This window comes from Brevibacterium sp. VCM10, assembly GCF_000583215.1.
Classification (GTDB): domain Bacteria; phylum Actinomycetota; class Actinomycetes; order Actinomycetales; family Brevibacteriaceae; genus Brevibacterium; species Brevibacterium linens.
This window is the reverse complement of record NZ_JAJB01000018.1, coordinates 14,706-30,585: the sequence shown is the minus strand read 5'-3', so window position 1 is coordinate 30,585 and position 15,880 is coordinate 14,706. Positions and strand designations below refer to the sequence as shown.

Sequence of the window (15,880 nt, the reverse complement as noted above, 5' to 3'; positions counted from 1 at the left end):
GGTGGACTATCCGGTCGGTCGGCTGACCGCCGGTCGCACGTTCCGTCCGCTGACCGGTGTCGACGGTGACACGAGTTTCATTCACGAAAAGGACTTCCCGTGGCTTCCATTCTCACGCGCTCGGCAATTGTCGCGCCGAAGAACTTCAACCGGTGGCTGATCCCACCGGCCGCTCTGGCCATCCACCTGTGCATCGGCCAGGTCTACGCATTCAGCGTCTTCAAGATTCCGTTCATGACCCACTTCGACTCCGGTGAGGTCTCGATCGGCTGGATCTTCTCGATCGCGATCCTCATGCTCGGCATCTCCTCGGCCGTCTTCGGCCCCTGGGTGGAGAAGAACGGCCCTCGCGCCTCGATGGTCGCCGCCGGAACCTGCTGGGTCGTCGGCTTCTTCATCGCCTCGCTCGGCATCGTGGCCGGTCAGCTGTGGCTGGTCTACCTCGGCTACGGAGTCATCGGCGGCATCGGTCTGGGCATCGGCTACATCTCCCCGGTCTCGACCCTGATGAAATGGTTCCCGGACCGTCCCGGCCTGGCAACAGGGCTGGCCATCATGGGCTTCGGCGGCGGTGCGCTCATCGCCAGCCCGATGTCGAACCAGCTCATGGCCCTCTATGGCGGCGGTGCCGATCCCGAACACCTCGTCGCCGGTCTGACCCCGACCTTCGTCACCCTCGGCATCGTCTACGCCGTAGTCATCGCCGCCGGCGCCTTCGTCATCCCCGTCCCCCACCCGGAATGGACCCCGAAGGGCTTCGACCCGTCGAAGGTGGAGGCCAAGCCGATGCAGACGAAGGGCAACGTCTCGGTGCGCAACGCCATCCGCACACCGCAGTTCTGGCTGCTGTGGGTCGTCCTGTTCCTCAACGTCACCGCGGGCATCGGCATCCTCGAGAACGCCGCCCCGATGATCCAGTCCTACTTCGGCATCACCGCCGCCGCGGCCGCCGGCTTCGTCGGCCTGCTCTCCATCGGCAACATGGGCGGACGATTCATCTGGTCGACGACGTCGGATTACCTCGGCCGGAAGAACAACTACATGCTCTACCTCGGCGTCGGAGCGGTCCTCTACCTCCTCGTCGCGCTCTTCGGCGGCGATTCGCTCATCCTCTTCGTGCTGGCCACACTGGTCATCATCTCCTTCTACGGCGGCGGATTCGCCACCGTGCCCGCCTACCTCAAGGACCTCTTCGGCGTCTACCAGGTCGGAGCCATCCACGGCGCCCTGCTCACCGCCTGGTCTGCCGCCGGTGTGGCCGGTCCGCTCATCGTCAACTCCGTCGTCGAGGCGGGAGAGGCAGCAGGGAAGGAAGGCCCCGCGCTCTACACTCCGGGAATGTTCATCATGGTCGGCGCGCTGGTCATCGGCTTCATCGCCAATGCCCTCATCCGCCCGGTCAGCGAGAAGTACTTCGAACGCGAAGAGGACGTCAAGGCCAAGCAGGCCACCGCCCTCGAAGAGAACTGAAGGAAGGATCACGATCATGAATGATTCGACTCCCGTCGCCCACGTCCCCGACTCCGGCTCACCGCAGTCGCCGGTCGGCGGCGCCTACAAATCCGTCGGCTCCGTCCTCACCGTCGTCGTGGTCGGCGGTCTCCTCTGGGGCCTGTCCCTGACCGTGATCAAGGCCGTCGCGATCTTCACCGGCTGACTCCCTCGCCGAGGCGGCCCCGACGCAGCCGCGAACCCGCCCTTGTCATCGCGGGCCCACAGAATCGAAGCCTTGCCTCAGCCGCGCCACAGCCTAGCCACAGCGTGCGGGTGCTGAATAGGAGTCATCAGGAACTCCTACTCAGCACAGAAAGGCACGACCATGAACGAGTCGAAGCGCATGAGGTCAGCACAGATGGCGACCGGCGCTGGGTACAACGGTGAGAACGCATTCGGCACCGAGACGACGGCAGCATCCGTCACCCGATCCCGCCCCCGCAGGCGTCGACTCGCCATGGCCGTCACCGGAGCGGCAGCGGCGCTGGCGCTGAGCATCGGATCGGCTGCCGGCCTGTCGGCCGCTGCTGCCGGCCATGCCCGCACGGTCGCGGCCGGGACCACCCAGTCGGCCATCCCATTCACCGGGCAGCCGACCGACCCCAGGCAGGGAGGCAGCAGCGGCCAGGGAGGCAGCCAGGGCGGATACTCCGAAGGCACCACGCCGGGCGGCGGCTCGCAGTCGCCTGACACCGGGCAGGGCGGTGACGGTTCGTCCCAGCAGGAGGCCAGTCCGGCGAGTGCGGAGGAGTCGACCGGCGTCGTCCTCATCGACACCCAGCTCGGCTATGAGAACGCCGAGGCGGCCGGCACCGGCATGGTGCTGAGCAAGGACGGTCTGGTGCTGACGAACAACCACGTCATCGCCGATTCGACGAAGATCTCCGTCACCGTCGCCACGACCGGCAAGACCTACGAGGCTTCCGTCGTCGGTTCGGATTCGACGCAGGACGTGGCCGTGCTCAAGCTCAAGGACGCCGCGGACCTGCAGACGGCGACGATCGACGACGACTCCGTCTCGGTCGGCGACGACGTCACCGCCGTCGGCAACTCCGAGGGCGGCGGAGTGCTCCAGGCCGCCGACGGTTCGGTCACCGACCTCGGCGCTTCGGTCACCACCACCGCGCAGGGCACCGAGGATTCGGAGACGCTCGATGACATGATCCAGGTCCAGGCCGATATCGTCTCCGGGGATTCCGGCGGTGCGCTGCTCGATGACGAAGGCGAGGTCGTCGGCATGAACACCGCGGCTTCCTCCGGCAGTGCCGTGGTCACCGGCTTTGCCATTCCCATCGAGTCGGCGCTGACGACCGCCGAATCGATCATCAACGGACAGCAGACAGCCACGAACACGCTCGGATATCCGGCGTTCCTCGGCATCGGGGTCCAGCAGGATTCGCAGAGCGGCCAGTCGGGCCGGTCTGGTCAGGGCAGCCAGTCGATCCAGCCGGGAGACGGCAGTCCGAACGGACAGTCGAACTCATCGTCGCAGACCGCAGGTGCCGTCGTCGCGGGAGTCTATGAGGACACTCCGGCCGCCGAGGCGGGACTGACCGCCGGTGACACGATCACTGCGATCGGCTCGACCCACGTCACCGACGGCAACTCGTTGTCCGAGGCCATCGCCGAGCACAAGCCCGGAGACACCGTGTCCGTGACGTGGACAGGCACCGACGGTCAGTCCCACACCGCCGAGGTGACCCTGACCGAGGGCCCCGCAGCCTGACGCGGAGATTGCCCGACCGCCGCGGGCGAGACGTAAGATCGGGCCATGCCCGGACACGAAGACGCCTCGCCCTTAGAGCGGTCGCCCCGCCCCCGGCTGGGCCGGGGGCGCCTCGACTGGCCGACGATCCTGCGCAATATCGCCCTCGCTCTCGCCCTGCTGGCAGGAGTGTGGGCGGTCTTCAACGTCCGCCTGCCTTCGGTCGATGTGCTGCAGAACGACATCGCGGCAGCCGGATTCTGGGGCTTCGCCGTCTTCATCCTCATCTACATGGGCGTCGCCGCCACACCGATTCCCGTGACGATCATGGCCACTGCCGGCGGCCTGATCTTCGGCGTCGGCTTCGGCACCCTGCTGTCGATGATCGGCGTCGTCGCGGGCTGTTGGATCGGGTACTGGATCGCTCGGGCGCTCGGCCGGGACACCGTGCTGCGGCTGCTCGGCTCCCATGCCGAGACGATCGAATCCAAGCTCACCGGCGGCGGGTTCTACGCAGTGTGCGCCCTGCGCCTCTTGCCAGGGCTCCCGTATTGGCCGGTCAACTACGGCAGCGGGGCACTGGGCATCGACAACCGCACGTTCCTCTTCGCTACCGCTGTGTCGTCGCTGCCCGGTCAGCTCTCCCTCGTCGCCGTCGGGGCGTTCATCGGAGATCCCGGCGTCCTCACCGGGACAGTGGTGGGCATCTCATGGGCGCTGGTCATCGTCCTCACGCTCATCACACTCAAACGCTGGCGGTCGGCGAGCCATGCAGAAGACCACCCGAGCGACCACACCACGGACGACCGTCCTGACGCATCACCGGCCCAGGAGTCCTGACCCGACGCTGCCCGAACCTCATTCGAAGTTCGGCTTTCGACGCTCCTGAAACGCGCGGAACCCTTCGGCATAGTCCGGGGTCTGCCGCGCCGATTCCTGCAGGGCTGCCTCTTGGGCCAGCACCTCGGCGAGGTTCGGGCGTTCGTCGGCGAGCTTCTGGACGAAGCCCTTCTCCATGGCGAAGGCCTCGGCCGGTCCGGTGACGATCTTCTCCAGCTTCGATTCGACGAAGTCGGTCAGTTCCGCTGCTGGGACAGCACGGGAGACGATCCCGGTGGCGGCCGCCTCGGCGCCGGTCATGAAGTCACCGGTGATGATGAGGTCCATCGTCCGGTGGTAGCCGACCCGGTCGAGGAACACATGGTGGGCACCGGAATCGAGCATCGCACCGATCGCGGCGAACGGGGACCCGAACTTCGCGTCATCGGCGGCGACGATGATGTCGGCGGCCGCGGCCACTCCGTACCCGAGCCCGAGTGCCGCCCCCTGGACCTGCGCGATCACGGGGATCGGCAGCGCCCGGATCGCCTGGAAGACGGGGGCGAAGATCTCGGCGAGGAAGGCGTGGGCATCGTCGGTCTCGACGTCGACGTTCGCGATGTCACGGCCGGAGCAGAAGACCTTGCCCTCCCCGCGGATGACGAGCGCGCGGACGTTCGGGACCGCCTCGGCGACCTTGGCCACGGCGGCGGCGATATCGCGCAGGTTGTCCGCGTCGAGGGCGTTGCGGGACTCGGGTCCGTCGAGGACGATCTCGGCGATCGGGCCGCGGTTCTTCAGCTGGATCTCGGTCATGGATGCTCCTTTGCGTGTCCGTGTTGCGGGAATGTCACCAGGTGTAGAAACCCTGCCCGGACTTGCGGCCGAGTTCGCCCGCGGCGACCTTGTCCGTCAGTATCTGCGGGGGTGTGAAACGCTCGCCGATCTCTTCGGCGAGGTGCTCGGCGATGCCGAGGCGCACATCGAGGCCGACGATGTCCGTCGTCCTCAGCGGCCCGGCCGGATGCCGGTAGCCCAGAGTCATGGCCCGGTCGATGTCTTCGGCACTGGCGACGCCGTCTTCGACCATCCGCATCGCCTCCAGAGCGAGAGCCACGCCGAGGCGGGAGGAGGCGAATCCCGGCGAGTCCTTCACCGTGATCGCCGTCTTCCCCAGTCCCGTCACCCAGTCCTTGGCGACGTCGACGAGTTTCGGATCGGTGTAGGTGCCGACGACGACCTCGACGAGTTCGGACACGGGCACCGGGTTGAAGAAGTGCAGCCCGATGAGCGCCTGCGGGCGCGGCAGGGCCGCGGCGAGCTCGTCGATCGACAGCGCCGAGGTGTTCGTCCCGATGCTCGCGGCGGGAGCGTGCTTCGCGATGGTCGCGAGCACCTCCTGCTTGAGTTCGACGATCTCGGGCACGGCTTCGACGACGAGGAGGGCCTCGTCGAGCAGGGTCGGATCGCGGTCGACGATGACGGTTCCGGGCACCTCGATGCCTTTGGACGCCGATTTCTCGATCGATGCGTCGATGCGCTCCCGGGCCGCTGCCACGGTCTCATCGGTGTTCTCGATGACGATGACGCGGGCTCCGGCGGTGGCGAAGGCATGCGCGATTCCCGCACCCATCCGTCCGCCGCCGTAGACGCCGACGACATCAGGGACACGGGCGGTGGTAGCGGCCGCCTCGTTGGGGGTGTCTGTAGTGTCGCTCATGTGTTGTCGCCTTCCTTCGCCGCCTGTTCGGCGGCCTTCTTCGCCTTCTTGGCCTCGCGTTTGGACAGGAACGCGTCCATGCGGGCGAACTTCTCGTCTGTTTCGAACAGGACCGCCTGGGCCACATTGTCGATGAGCGGATGCGCCTCTCTCGGGGCGTGGAACGCCGACTTGCTCAGGCGCACGGCCAGGGGTGCGAAGCTCGCGATCCGATCGGCCAGCGCCTGACCGGCGAGTTCGAGGTCCTCGGGGTCGACGACGTCATTGAGCAGACCGATGGCTTTGGCTTCATCGGCCTGCACGGTCCGTCCGGCCAGCAGGATCTCCTTGGCGCGGGGTTCGCCGACGAGTTCGCGCAGGCGCCACGCGGCTCCGGCTGCGGCGAGGATGCCCAGACCGGTCTCCGGGTTGCCGATCTTCGTCGACGGGGTGCCGATGCGGAAGTCCGCGGCGAAGGCGAGCTCGGCTCCGCCGCCGAGGGCGAATCCGTCGATCAGCGCGATGACCGGCATCGGCAGCTCCTGGATGCGGGAGAAGATCTTCGAGTTGATCCCGGCCAGGGCATCATCGCGGCGACGATTGCGCAGCTGCGAGATGTCGGCCCCGGCGGCGAAGATGCCGGAGGTGCCGGTGAGGATCGCAACCTTCGGTTCGGCCTCGAGTTCGGCGCACACGGCGTGGAGAGCATCGACCATCGACTGGTCGATGGCGTTGCGGACCTCGGGCCGGTTGAGTCGGATGACCATCCGGTCGGAATGGCGTTCGATGAGCAGCGGGGAGGCGGAATCGTTCACGCCGGCGCCGCCGTTCACGCCGCCGGCACTCACACGCGCTCCAGCAGCAGTGCCGAACCCTGGCCGACGCCCACGCACATGGTCGCCAGTCCCTTCGTCGCCCCGGCCTGCTCCAAGCGGTTGAGCAGGGTCAGGGTGATGCGGGTCCCGGAGCAGCCCAGCGGGTGGCCGAGAGCGATCGCTCCGCCGAATCCGTTGACGGTCTCCGGGTCGAGGCCGAGGTCGCCCATGCAGGCCAGCGACTGGGAGGCGAAGGCTTCGTTGAGTTCGACGGCTTCGAGGTCGCCGACATCCCAGCCGGTGCGTTCGAGCACCTTGCGGGTCGCTGGGACGGGGCCGATGCCCATGATCTCCGGGGACACACCGGCATTGGCGCCGGCGACGACCCGGGCGCGCGGGCTCAGTCCGTGCTTGTTCGCATAGTCCTCGGATACGAGCACGACGACGGCGGCACCGTCATTGAGCGATGAGGAGTTCCCGGCGGTGATGACCCCGCCGGGTCCGTGGATGGGACGCAGCTTGCCGAGCTTCTCCAGCGTCGAATCGCGTGGTCCCTCATCGGCGGTGACCTCGCCGACGGGCAGGATCTCAGGCTCGAAGCTGCCGGCCTTCTGCGCGGCCAGCGCCTTCTGATGCGACTGGAAGGCGAATTCGTCGAGGGCTTCGCGGCTCAGCTGCCACTTCTCGGCGACGCGTTCGGCCGTCTGCGGCATCGACAGGGTCACGTCCTCACCGAAGGCGGGGTTCGTGAACCGCCAGCCGATGGAGGTGTCCCAGGTCCGGCCCGGCTTCGACCACGCACGCGAGGGCTTCTCGCTCACCCATGGGGCACGGGTCATCGATTCGACTCCGCCGGCCACGACCACCTCGGCGTCTCCGGCGGCGATCATCGCCCGGGCCGTCGTGATCGCGGTCATCCCCGAGGCGCAGAGACGGTTGACGGTGAACCCGGGCACGGATTCGGGCAGTCCGGCCAGGAGTACGGCCATGCGCGCGATGTTCCGGTTGTCCTCGCCGGCCTGGTTCGCCGAGCCGAGGATGACCTCGTCGATATCGGTCGGGTCGATGCCCGCCCGCTCGACGACGGTCTTCATCGTGGCAGCCACGAGGTCGTCGGGCCGCTGGTCGGCCAGAGCACCCCCGTAGCGTCCGATGGGGGTGCGCAGTCCGTCCAGAATGAATGCCTCGGGCATGGGTCTCCTCGCTGAAGAGTTCGGGTAGGTGACATGGTACGGGCTTGCACCCGTTGGTGTGCGGGCCCGCGCCCGCTGGGGTTCGGGACGCTTGGGGTCGGGCCGCTTACGAGTCGAAGTCGACGGTGACTTCGTCGCTGACGGGGAACGTCTGGCAGGTGAGGACGAAGTTCGCCTCGACCTCGGCGTCCTCGAGAGCGTAGTTGCGGACCATGTTGACCTCACCGCCGCAGATCTTCGCGCGGCAGGTTCCGCACACCCCGCCCTTGCAGGCGAACGGCAGATCAGACCGGGATTCCTGTGCGGAGTCGAGGATGGTCTTGCCCTGCGACATCGCCGAGGTGGACCGTTTGCCGTCGAGGATGACCGTGACGTCGCTGGTGGCTCCCTCGACGACCTTGTCCGCGTGGACGACTTCCGGCGGCGGTTCGTCGACGTAGAAGAGTTCGAAGTGGATCCTCTCCTTCGGCACGTCGAATTCGGCGAGCACCTTGCGGGCGTCTTCGAGCATGCCGAAGGGACCGCACAGCCACACATGGTCCATGCTGCCGATCGGGACGATGGCGGTGAGCAGGTCCCGCAGCTTCTCCTCGTCGAGACGGCCGGAGAAGAGGTCGACATCGCGGGGTTCGCGGGAGAGCACGTGGACGAGGTCGAGCTGCTGGTTGCGGGCGTCCTTGAGGTCGGCGAGCTCCTCGGCGAACATCACGGTGTTCGTGTGCCGGTTGCCGTAGAGCAGAGTCACCGAGGCGTCGGGGTTCGACAGGACGGTCGAGGCGATGGAGAGCATCGGGGTGATTCCCGAGCCTGCGGCGATGCACAGGTGCCTGCCGCCGGCGGAGGCATCGGCGCGGAAGCTGCCCGAGGGAGGCTGCACCTCGATGACGTCACCGGGACGGACCTCGCGCACCAGCCACAGGGAGAAGAGTCCTTCGGGGACTTCGCGCACACCGATGCGCGGGGCGGTTCCGGCCGGGGCGCAGATCGAATAGGTGCGGCGGTGCTCGGCGCCGTCGATGATGCGGCGCAGGGTCAGGGACTGTCCTGCCGCGAAGTCGAAGAGTTCGCTGTATTCGGCCGGCACGTCGAAGGTCACGGCGGCCGAATCCTCGGTGAGGTGGTCGACGGACTTCACGGTCAGCGGGTAGAAGGCCGACCGGGAGAATCCGTCGGCAGGCTCGGTGGCGGGGGCCGCCTCGGCGGTGTGATCGATCGTCTGAGTCATCAGATCTCCTTCACATGGTCGAACGGTTCGAGGCAGTCGTTGCACTGGTACATCGCCTTGCACGCGGTCGCGCCGAACTCCGAGGACAGGCGGACGTTGTCCGATCCGCACAGCACGCAGGTCACGGCGCGGCGGGTGGGCATGAGGGTCAGCGCCACGGGACCGGTGCGGACGGGGGCGGTTCCGGGTGGGGAGATTCCGGCGTCCTTGAGTGCTTGTCTGCCGCGTTCGGTGATCCAGTCGCTCGTCCACGCGGGGGTCAGGGACACGCGCACCTCGGCATCGGGGAATCCGGCCTCGAGGAGTTCGCGCTGCAGGTCATCGCGCATCGTCGCCATCGCCGGGCAGCCCGAATAGGTGGGAGTGATGGTGGTGACGACGTGGCCGTTCTCGATCGTGACGTCGCGCAGCACTCCGAGATCGAGGAGGGTGAGCATCGGCATCTCGGGGTCGGTCACGCGTTCGGCGGCGGCCCAGGCACGGTCGATCGCCTCGGCGTCGGTGACTGGTGCGGTGTCGGTGGTGCCTTCCGGGCGGGTGTCGGTCGGGTGGGTCTCGAGCATGGCGGTCACCACTGCCCCTCCGGGTGCTCGCGGGCGACGACCTGCATCTCGGCGAGCAGCTTCGACAGGGCCTCGGTGTGGAGTCCGTCGCGGCCCTTGCCGCCGTGGACGCCGACTCCGGCCAGACCGCCGCGTTCGGGCCGGTCGATTCCGGCCGCGGCGAACACCTGGTCGAGGATGACAGATGCCTCATCGGCCACGCTCGCGGGGTCGACGCCGATTCCGGCTTCGGCCACGGCAGTCTCGACCGGGTGGGTCTCGAAGAGTTCGGACCACAGCGGCCACAGGCCGTTCAGTGCGGTGACCAGGCGGGATCGCGATTCCTCGGTGCCGCGGGCCAGGGTCACGACCCAGCGTCCGGCGAAGTCGCGGTGGTAGGACATCTCCTTCACACCCTTGGCCGCGATGGCCGCGAGCACGGTGTCGCGGCTGCCTGTGAGGCGTTCGAAGATCGACAGGCGCCAGGTGGAGTAGATGAGGATCTTCGCGACCGCCTCGGCGAAGTCGCCGCCCGGCACCTCGGCCAGGCGGACATTGCGGAAGCCCAGGTCGTTGCGGAAGTACGCGAGCCGGTCCTCATCGGGCACCGGGGAGCCGGCGGGCAGTTCGGGCACGAGCTGCGGATCGGCCGCTGCGGCGCGGGCGAGCAGGAGACGGGCCTGACCGAGGAGGTCGAGGGCGATGTTCGCCAGCGCGATGTCCTCTTCGAGGTCCGGGGCGTTCGAGCACCATTCGGAGATCCGCTGGCTGAAGACGAGCGCGTCATCGCCGAGCATGAGGCAGTACGCCCCGAGGTCCTTAGCATCGACACCGTCGGGCACGGTCGTGTCGACGCCGGCCAGGGGGTCTTCGAAGTCGGTGCCGAAGGCCCAGTTCGCGTCGTTGACGAGCAGTCCGGAGTACGCGTTGTCGTGGTCGCCGTGGTCGACGTTCGTGCCGGCTTCGTCGTGTTCGACGTGGATGGTGGGTTCGTTGTTCGCAGTCATCTCTCGCCCCTTCTCACATATGGGGGACATCGGAGGGGATGTCGTAGAAGGTCGGGTGGCGGTAGACCTTGTCGCCGCTGGGGGCGAACATCGGGTCCTTCTCGTCCGGGCTCGAGGCCGTGATGTCGGAGGCGCGGACGACCCAGATGCTCACGCCTTCGTTGCGTCGGGTGTAGACGTCGCGGGCGTGGTGGACGGCCATCTGATCGTCGGCGGCGTGCAGGGATCCGACGTGGACGTGGTTGAGTCCGCGCTTGCCGCGCACGAAGACCTCGTACAGCGGCCATTCTCCGCGGGTCGAGCCCGCAGTCGAATTGTCCTTCGCCGAGGTGGGGCCGGGGTTGGTCTCGGTCATTTCGCTGCCTCCTCAGGCGTGGTGGTGTCGACTCCGGCGGCAGGAGTCTCGTCAGCCGCCGCCTCGGCGGTCTGGTTCTCGGCGAAGGCGAGCGCGGCTTCGCGCACCCACGCCCCCTCGTCCCAGGCGCGCTTACGATGGGCGATTCGCTGAGTGTTGCAGGGGCCATTGCCCTTGACGACGTCCCAGAACTCGTCCCAGTTCGGGGTGGAGAAGTCGTAGTGTCCGCGCTCTTCGTTCCACTTGAGGAACTCATCGGGGAACGTCACGCCGAGGGCTTCTGCCTGCGGGACGGACATGTCGACGAACTTCTGGCGCAGCTCATCGTTGGTGTGGGTCTTGATGCCCCAGGCCATCGACTGCTCGGTGTTCGGGGAGTTGTCGTCGGGAGGACCGAACATCATCAGCGCCGGCCACCAGAAGCGGTTGACCGATTCCTGGACCATCTCGCGCTGGGCGTCGGTGCCGCGCATCATCGTCATCAGCAGCTCGTAGCCCTGGCGCTGGTGGAAGGACTCTTCCTTGCAGATGCGGATCATCGCACGGCCGTAGGGGCCGAAGGAGGTCCGGCACAGCGGCACCTGGTTGCAGATGGCCGCCCCGTCGACGAGCCAGCCGATCGTGCCGACATCGGTGTAGGACAGGGTCGGGTAGTTGAAGATCGAGGAGTACTTCTGCTTGCCGGCGACGAGCTTCTCGGTGAGCTCGTTGCGTGTGGCGCCCAGGGTTTCGGCGGCCGAATAGAGGTAGAGGCCGTGTCCGGCTTCGTCCTGGACCTTCGCCAGCAGGATCGCCTTGCGCCGCAGGGAAGGTGCGCGGGAGATCCAGTTGCCTTCGGGTTGCATGCCGATGATCTCCGAGTGCGCGTGCTGCGCGACCTGGCGGATGAGCGTCTTGCGGTAGGCCTCGGGCATCCAGTCCCGGGGTTCGATCCGATCCTTGGCCTCGATCGTGGCGTCGAACTGCTCCTGCAGCGCCGCCTCGTCGAACCGGTTGTCGTTCACTTGAGTTGTCATGACCACTCCGCCCTTGGATGTGCCCTTGTCAGGACCTGCCTCGGTCAGCGGCTGCCGACCTCGAATCGGTCCGACCATCGTATGGCCCTCTGGTCCGGGGCATCCATTTACTGACCATTTGTTCTGTATTGTTGCCACCAGTGTCGCACACCCCTCGCCCGGGCGCAATGCCACCTAAGCGAAAGAGCCGCTCAGCCCCGCCGCCGCGCCGAGCCGCCCCCAGCGCGGCGCCCGCCGAATTCAGGTCAGCATCGGATACTTTCAGCGCCGGAGAATGTCCGAGAGCGACCTATATTTCTCGGCAGCTGTCCGATAGTGACCTATTCCCGCCTGGGCTTGACGATGCGTGCGCAACTCGCGGGTCGATTCGCCGCGGGACTTGACACCGAAGACGATCGGCACGATATTTATTGACCAGATGGTCGTTTATTCCCCGACGGGCTGACCGTCCGGAATCACGGGGAACTCTCACCGTCGTCCACACACAGCGGCGCAGGCGCTCCTCGTGCACCGGCGCCCGAACCCGCGACTCGAGGAGGAGCCGACCATGGGGCAGCCCGCCCACGATACGACGACCGCGGAGTCGCAGACCCCGAACGACCCCACCCCCACCGAGGCGGCCCCCGAGTCCCCCACCGAGGCGTCCTCCCCGGTCCCAGAGACCACGAAGTCCTCACCTGAGCTCACCGGTGCGGCCGCGATGTTCGCCAATGACCGAGCGTCCCAGCACTTGGGCATCACCGTCGATGACCACGGTCCCGGGTGGGCGCAGTGCTCGATGACGGTCACCGAGATCATGACCAACGGCCATGACATCACGCACGGCGGCTACATCTTCCTCTTCGCCGACACGACCTTCGCGATGGCCTGCAACTATCCCGGTTCGATCACGGTCGCCTCCGGCGGAGACATCGACTTCCTCAAACCCACACACCTCGGTGACGAACTCGTCGCTCGCGGCCATGAGGTCATCAAGCAGGGACGCTCGGGCATCTACGACGTCACGGTCACCCGCGGCGACGAGATCATCGCCACCTACCGCGGTCGCTCGCGCACGCTGCCCGCCCGCAAGTAGACCTGGCCGACCGCCCGACCTCCCGACCCGCGACCGGCTCCCCGCCGAGCCGGACCACCCCCACCGAACCACCCGTCGACGACCGGACACCGAAGAACGGTGGACCACCTCGGCGGTCTTTGGATCTGACACACAGAAGAGATTCGCAAGGAGACGATGATGACTGAGACCGACCTCGACGCCGGCGAACGGATGAGCCTGGACGAGCTGCGCGCCGACCAGCTGACAAACCTCAAGACCACGGTGACCGCGGTGTACGAACGGGTGCCGTTCTACCGGAAGGCCTTCGACGAGCTCGGCGTGACTCCCGCCGACATCACGAGCCTCGATGACATTGCGAAGCTGCCGTTCACGACCAAGCAGGACCTGCGCGACAACTACCCGTTCGGGCTCTTCGCCGTCCCGCAGGAGCAGGTCGCGCGCATCCACGCCTCCTCGGGAACGACGGGTCTGCCGACGGTCGTGGGGTACACGATGGGCGATCTCGATCGGTGGGGCAGCCTCATCGCGCGGTCCATCCTCGGTGCCGGCGGCAAGCGCGGACAGATGATGCACAACGCCTACGGATACGGCCTGTTCACCGGCGGTCTGGGCGTCCACGGTGCCGAGCGCCACGGCTTCACGGTCGTCCCGATCTCCGGCGGTCAGACCCCGCGCCAGGTGCAGCTCATCCAGGACTTCAAGCCGGACATCATCACGGCCACCCCGACCTATCTGCTCACGATCCTCGACGAATTCCACAAGCAGGGCATCGACCCGACCTCGACGAGCCTGAAGACCGCGATCTGCGGTGCCGAGCCGTGGACGGACGAGATGCGCAAGGAGATCGAGAGCTCCTTCAACATCAACGCCGTCGACATCTACGGCCTCTCCGAGGTCATGGGACCGGGCGTGGCCTGCGAGTCCGCGGTGACGAAGGACGGCCCGACGATCTGGGAGGACCACTTCTACCCGGAGATCGTCGACCCCTTCACCGGTGAGGTGCTGCCCGACGGGCAGGAGGGCGAACTCGTCTTCACCTCGCTGACGAAGGAAGCGCTGCCGATCATCCGCTACCGTACGCACGATCTGGCGACCCTGCTGCCGGGCACCGCTCGCCCGAACTTCCGCCGCATCTCGCGCATCACCGGCCGTTCCGATGACCTCATGATCATCCGCGGCGTCAACGTCTACCCCGCGAACGTCGAGACCGTGCTCTTCGAGTTCGCACCGCTGAGCCCGCACTTCCAGCTCGTCCTCACCCGCCCGGGTCGGATGGACGAGATGACCGTCGAGGTCGAGGCCCGCGAAGGCGTCGGCGCCGTCGAACTCGACGGTCTCGACAAGCTTGTGGCTGCCCGCATCAAGGAGCGCCTCGGCGTCTCCTGCACCATCGACATCAAGCTGCCCGGCGACCTGCCGCGTTCGGTCGGCAAGATGAAGCGCATCATCGACCGCCGCGAAGGTGTGCGCTGAGTTGACGGCGACGGCGCGTGTCACAGCAGGGGTTCCTGCCGGTGGGTTCACCGGCGCGGCCCCGGCCGTGGCGCGTGGCTCCGCCTCTCTTGACGTTCGAGAGGGCACTCACCGAGGTGGCCGATTAGACTGATGCGCATGCCCGAATCGTCCTCACCTGCGTCGACAGCCGCGGATTCGACAACGTCGCCCGCCGAATCGACGACCACCGCGTCGACGTCCTCGTCGACTCCCGCCGCGGCGGCCGCCCCCAAACGCTCCCGCCGCGGCCGTCCCGGATACGACCGGGAGACCCTCATCAACAGGGCCACCGAAGTCTTCGTCTCCCGCGGCTACGACGGCACGTCGATGGACACGGTCGCCCGTGAGCTCGGCATCACGAAGTCGGCGATCTACCATCACGTGACGTCGAAGGAAGAGCTGCTGCATCTGGCGATCAGCCGTGGCATCCGCGCGCTCGATTCCGCTGTGGAGACCGAGAGTATGCGTGAGAACGTCTCCGCACTCGAACGCCTGCGCCTGGCCGTGCGTGCCAGCGTGGTCATCCTCATCGAGTACCACCATTCGGTGACTCTGCTGCTGCGCGTGCGCGGAAACTCAGCCTTGGAACGCGAAGCCCTCGAGGCGCGCCGCAAGATCGATGCGAAGGTCCGGGCTCTCGTCGAGGCGGCCATCGCCGAGGGCGGCCTGCGTTCGGACTTCACCCCCGGGCTCATCACCCGCCTGCTCTTCGGCATGGTCAACTCGATCACCGAGTGGTACCGGCCCAGCTATCCCGTCGACCCCGACACCATCGCCGAGGCGGTCACGACGATGGCCTTCCAGGGGCTGGAGGCCTGAGGCTCAGCCCTCCCCCGGGCGCTCAGTCGATCCGCTCGAGCTCCTGCTCAGTGATTTCAGCGATCAACTCGAAATCCTTGTCCTGATGCAGGACAACAAGGCCATTCACCTCGCCGATCGCGGCAATAAGCAGATCTGGGACCGATGGCGCGCGGTGATGACCCTGGTCAGCCAGGATGCCCTGCACCTCAATGGCTCTTCTCTCGACCGCCGGTGTAATCCCTGCAAGTGGCATCAGGGAAATCGGGGGTGTTTCGATGGCTGCGGACCAGTCTGTTGGGCTCGTCGCCGAATACCCTACTTCCAGCAGAGTCGGGATTGAGATCTGGACCAGACCACGGTTGATCCGGTCCAGCCACTGCTCGGCCTCACCGCTGCGTCCGACTCGAACCAACGCAGATTTGTCAATGAGCCACGTGAGCCCCTTCACCCCCACGCCCCACTCATATGCTGCTCATCTGCCAGTCGATCGAATTTGCGCAGATCCTCGATAGTCGCCGCTTCATCGGAGCGAAGCGCCTCCCGATCAATCGTCCGCCGCAGATATTCAGCACGAGACAACCCCGCGCGCCGAGCCATCGCATCGACTCTCGACAGCGTCTCATCCGAAATGTTTCGGATCAGCACATCAGTCATCTCG

Annotated in this window: 18 protein-coding genes; 7 read left to right on the top strand and 11 right to left on the bottom strand. The window is 66.8% G+C overall.

Annotation, left to right across the window (positions count from 1 at the left end; all coding sequences use genetic code 11):
• The first annotated feature begins 99 nt into the window (after window positions 1–99).
• The 4 genes from AD89_RS0104510 (at window position 100) to AD89_RS18105 (ending at window position 4,039) form a co-directional block, all read left to right on the top strand.
• Window positions 100–1,470 carry an L-lactate MFS transporter gene (locus tag AD89_RS0104510; protein WP_025777419.1) on the top strand — a complete coding sequence of 457 codons (1,371 nt, stop codon included), beginning with the start codon at window positions 100–102 and terminating at the stop codon, window positions 1,468–1,470.
• 16 nt (window positions 1,471–1,486) lie between these two features.
• Window positions 1,487–1,657, top strand: a complete 171-nt coding sequence (locus AD89_RS19860; protein WP_155807369.1) for a hypothetical protein — start codon at window positions 1,487–1,489, stop codon at window positions 1,655–1,657.
• A 180-nt stretch (window positions 1,658–1,837) separates the two neighbouring features.
• On the top strand, window positions 1,838–3,220 hold the full coding sequence (locus AD89_RS18110; RefSeq protein WP_197021713.1) for a S1C family serine protease: 1,383 nt from the start codon (window positions 1,838–1,840) through the stop codon (window positions 3,218–3,220).
• A 45-nt stretch (window positions 3,221–3,265) separates the two neighbouring features.
• Window positions 3,266–4,039: a TVP38/TMEM64 family protein gene (locus AD89_RS18105; RefSeq protein ID WP_025777417.1), complete on the top strand. Its 774-nt coding sequence runs from the start codon at window positions 3,266–3,268 to the stop codon at window positions 4,037–4,039.
• Between the two features lie 18 nt (window positions 4,040–4,057).
• Here the strand turns inward: AD89_RS18105 and AD89_RS0104490 are convergent, their stop codons facing one another.
• From AD89_RS0104490 to paaA, 9 genes are all read right to left on the bottom strand, one after another.
• On the bottom strand, window positions 4,058–4,834 hold the full coding sequence (locus tag AD89_RS0104490; protein WP_025777416.1) for an enoyl-CoA hydratase/isomerase family protein: 777 nt from the start codon (window positions 4,832–4,834) through the stop codon (window positions 4,058–4,060).
• Between the two features lie 34 nt (window positions 4,835–4,868).
• Window positions 4,869–5,738 carry a 3-hydroxyacyl-CoA dehydrogenase family protein gene (locus tag AD89_RS0104485; protein WP_025777415.1) on the bottom strand — a complete coding sequence of 290 codons (870 nt, stop codon included), beginning with the start codon at window positions 5,736–5,738 and terminating at the stop codon, window positions 4,869–4,871.
• Window positions 5,735–6,484: an enoyl-CoA hydratase/isomerase family protein gene (locus AD89_RS0104480; protein WP_051505055.1), complete on the bottom strand. Its 750-nt coding sequence runs from the start codon at window positions 6,482–6,484 to the stop codon at window positions 5,735–5,737. Before AD89_RS0104480 ends, AD89_RS0104485 begins: the two co-directional genes overlap by 4 nt.
• 77 nt (window positions 6,485–6,561) lie before the next feature.
• Window positions 6,562–7,725 carry a thiolase family protein gene (locus AD89_RS0104475; RefSeq protein ID WP_025777413.1) on the bottom strand — a complete coding sequence of 388 codons (1,164 nt, stop codon included), beginning with the start codon at window positions 7,723–7,725 and terminating at the stop codon, window positions 6,562–6,564.
• Between the two features lie 106 nt (window positions 7,726–7,831).
• On the bottom strand, window positions 7,832–8,950 hold the full coding sequence (gene paaE / locus AD89_RS0104470; RefSeq protein WP_025777412.1) for a 1,2-phenylacetyl-CoA epoxidase subunit PaaE: 1,119 nt from the start codon (window positions 8,948–8,950) through the stop codon (window positions 7,832–7,834).
• Complete coding sequence (gene paaD / locus AD89_RS0104465) at window positions 8,950–9,513, bottom strand: 1,2-phenylacetyl-CoA epoxidase subunit PaaD (RefSeq protein WP_081770340.1); 564 nt, start codon at window positions 9,511–9,513, stop codon at window positions 8,950–8,952. Before paaD ends, paaE begins: the two co-directional genes overlap by 1 nt.
• Before the next feature lie 5 nt (window positions 9,514–9,518).
• Window positions 9,519–10,499, bottom strand: coding sequence for a 1,2-phenylacetyl-CoA epoxidase subunit PaaC (gene paaC, locus AD89_RS0104460; protein WP_025777410.1), 981 nt, complete (start codon window positions 10,497–10,499; stop codon window positions 9,519–9,521).
• A gap of 13 nt (window positions 10,500–10,512) precedes the next feature.
• Complete coding sequence (paaB, locus tag AD89_RS18100) at window positions 10,513–10,854, bottom strand: 1,2-phenylacetyl-CoA epoxidase subunit PaaB (RefSeq protein ID WP_025777409.1); 342 nt, start codon at window positions 10,852–10,854, stop codon at window positions 10,513–10,515.
• Entirely contained in the window at window positions 10,851–11,870 is a 1,020-nt protein-coding gene (gene paaA / locus AD89_RS0104450) for a 1,2-phenylacetyl-CoA epoxidase subunit PaaA (RefSeq protein ID WP_025777408.1), read from the bottom strand. The genes paaB and paaA overlap by 4 nt, the downstream gene beginning before the upstream one ends.
• Before the next feature lie 547 nt (window positions 11,871–12,417).
• Here paaA and paaI point away from each other — a divergent pair.
• The 3 genes from paaI to AD89_RS0104435 all read left to right on the top strand — a co-directional run bounded on the left by paaI (window position 12,418) and on the right by AD89_RS0104435 (window position 15,240).
• The gene (paaI, locus tag AD89_RS18095) at window positions 12,418–12,945 is read left to right on the top strand and encodes a hydroxyphenylacetyl-CoA thioesterase PaaI (RefSeq protein ID WP_025777407.1); all 528 of its coding nucleotides are present in this window, start codon (window positions 12,418–12,420) and stop codon (window positions 12,943–12,945) included.
• Window positions 12,946–13,104: 159 nt separating this feature from the next.
• The gene (locus AD89_RS0104440; RefSeq protein ID WP_025777406.1) at window positions 13,105–14,400 is read left to right on the top strand and encodes an AMP-binding protein; all 1,296 of its coding nucleotides are present in this window, start codon (window positions 13,105–13,107) and stop codon (window positions 14,398–14,400) included.
• A gap of 138 nt (window positions 14,401–14,538) precedes the next feature.
• The gene (locus AD89_RS0104435) at window positions 14,539–15,240 is read left to right on the top strand and encodes a TetR/AcrR family transcriptional regulator (RefSeq protein WP_035319913.1); all 702 of its coding nucleotides are present in this window, start codon (window positions 14,539–14,541) and stop codon (window positions 15,238–15,240) included.
• Between the two features lie 22 nt (window positions 15,241–15,262).
• Here AD89_RS0104435 and AD89_RS0104430 read toward each other — a convergent pair whose 3' ends face one another.
• Both AD89_RS0104430 and vapB read right to left on the bottom strand, forming a co-directional pair.
• Window positions 15,263–15,670 carry a PIN domain nuclease gene (locus AD89_RS0104430; protein ID WP_035319911.1) on the bottom strand — a complete coding sequence of 136 codons (408 nt, stop codon included), beginning with the start codon at window positions 15,668–15,670 and terminating at the stop codon, window positions 15,263–15,265.
• Entirely contained in the window at window positions 15,667–15,876 is a 210-nt protein-coding gene (gene vapB / locus AD89_RS0104425; protein ID WP_025777403.1) for a type II toxin-antitoxin system VapB family antitoxin, read from the bottom strand. Before vapB ends, AD89_RS0104430 begins: the two co-directional genes overlap by 4 nt.
• Window positions 15,877–15,880: the final 4 nt, after the last annotated feature.

Bases quoted from the DNA above. Each gene is read 5' to 3' on its own strand.
- AD89_RS19860 (WP_155807369.1), top strand. From the start codon at position 1,487: ATGAATGATTCGACTCCCGTCGCCCACGTCCCCGACTCCGGCTCACCG.
- AD89_RS18110 (WP_197021713.1), top strand. From the start codon at position 1,838: ATGAGGTCAGCACAGATGGCGACCGGCGCTGGGTACAACGGTGAGAAC.
- AD89_RS18105 (WP_025777417.1), top strand. From the start codon at position 3,266: ATGCCCGGACACGAAGACGCCTCGCCCTTAGAGCGGTCGCCCCGCCCC.
- AD89_RS0104490 (WP_025777416.1), bottom strand. From the start codon at position 4,834: ATGACCGAGATCCAGCTGAAGAACCGCGGCCCGATCGCCGAGATCGTC.
- AD89_RS0104485 (WP_025777415.1), bottom strand. From the start codon at position 5,738: ATGAGCGACACTACAGACACCCCCAACGAGGCGGCCGCTACCACCGCC.
- AD89_RS0104480 (WP_051505055.1), bottom strand. From the start codon at position 6,484: ATGGTCATCCGACTCAACCGGCCCGAGGTCCGCAACGCCATCGACCAG.
- AD89_RS0104475 (WP_025777413.1), bottom strand. From the start codon at position 7,725: ATGCCCGAGGCATTCATTCTGGACGGACTGCGCACCCCCATCGGACGC.
- paaE (WP_025777412.1), bottom strand. From the start codon at position 8,950: ATGACTCAGACGATCGATCACACCGCCGAGGCGGCCCCCGCCACCGAG.
- paaD (WP_081770340.1), bottom strand. From the start codon at position 9,513: ATGCTCGAGACCCACCCGACCGACACCCGCCCGGAAGGCACCACCGAC.
- paaC (WP_025777410.1), bottom strand. From the start codon at position 10,499: ATGACTGCGAACAACGAACCCACCATCCACGTCGAACACGACGAAGCC.
- paaB (WP_025777409.1), bottom strand. From the start codon at position 10,854: ATGACCGAGACCAACCCCGGCCCCACCTCGGCGAAGGACAATTCGACT.
- paaA (WP_025777408.1), bottom strand. From the start codon at position 11,870: ATGACAACTCAAGTGAACGACAACCGGTTCGACGAGGCGGCGCTGCAG.
- paaI (WP_025777407.1), top strand. From the start codon at position 12,418: ATGGGGCAGCCCGCCCACGATACGACGACCGCGGAGTCGCAGACCCCG.
- AD89_RS0104440 (WP_025777406.1), top strand. From the start codon at position 13,105: ATGACTGAGACCGACCTCGACGCCGGCGAACGGATGAGCCTGGACGAG.
- AD89_RS0104435 (WP_035319913.1), top strand. From the start codon at position 14,539: ATGCCCGAATCGTCCTCACCTGCGTCGACAGCCGCGGATTCGACAACG.
- vapB (WP_025777403.1), bottom strand. From the start codon at position 15,876: ATGACTGATGTGCTGATCCGAAACATTTCGGATGAGACGCTGTCGAGA.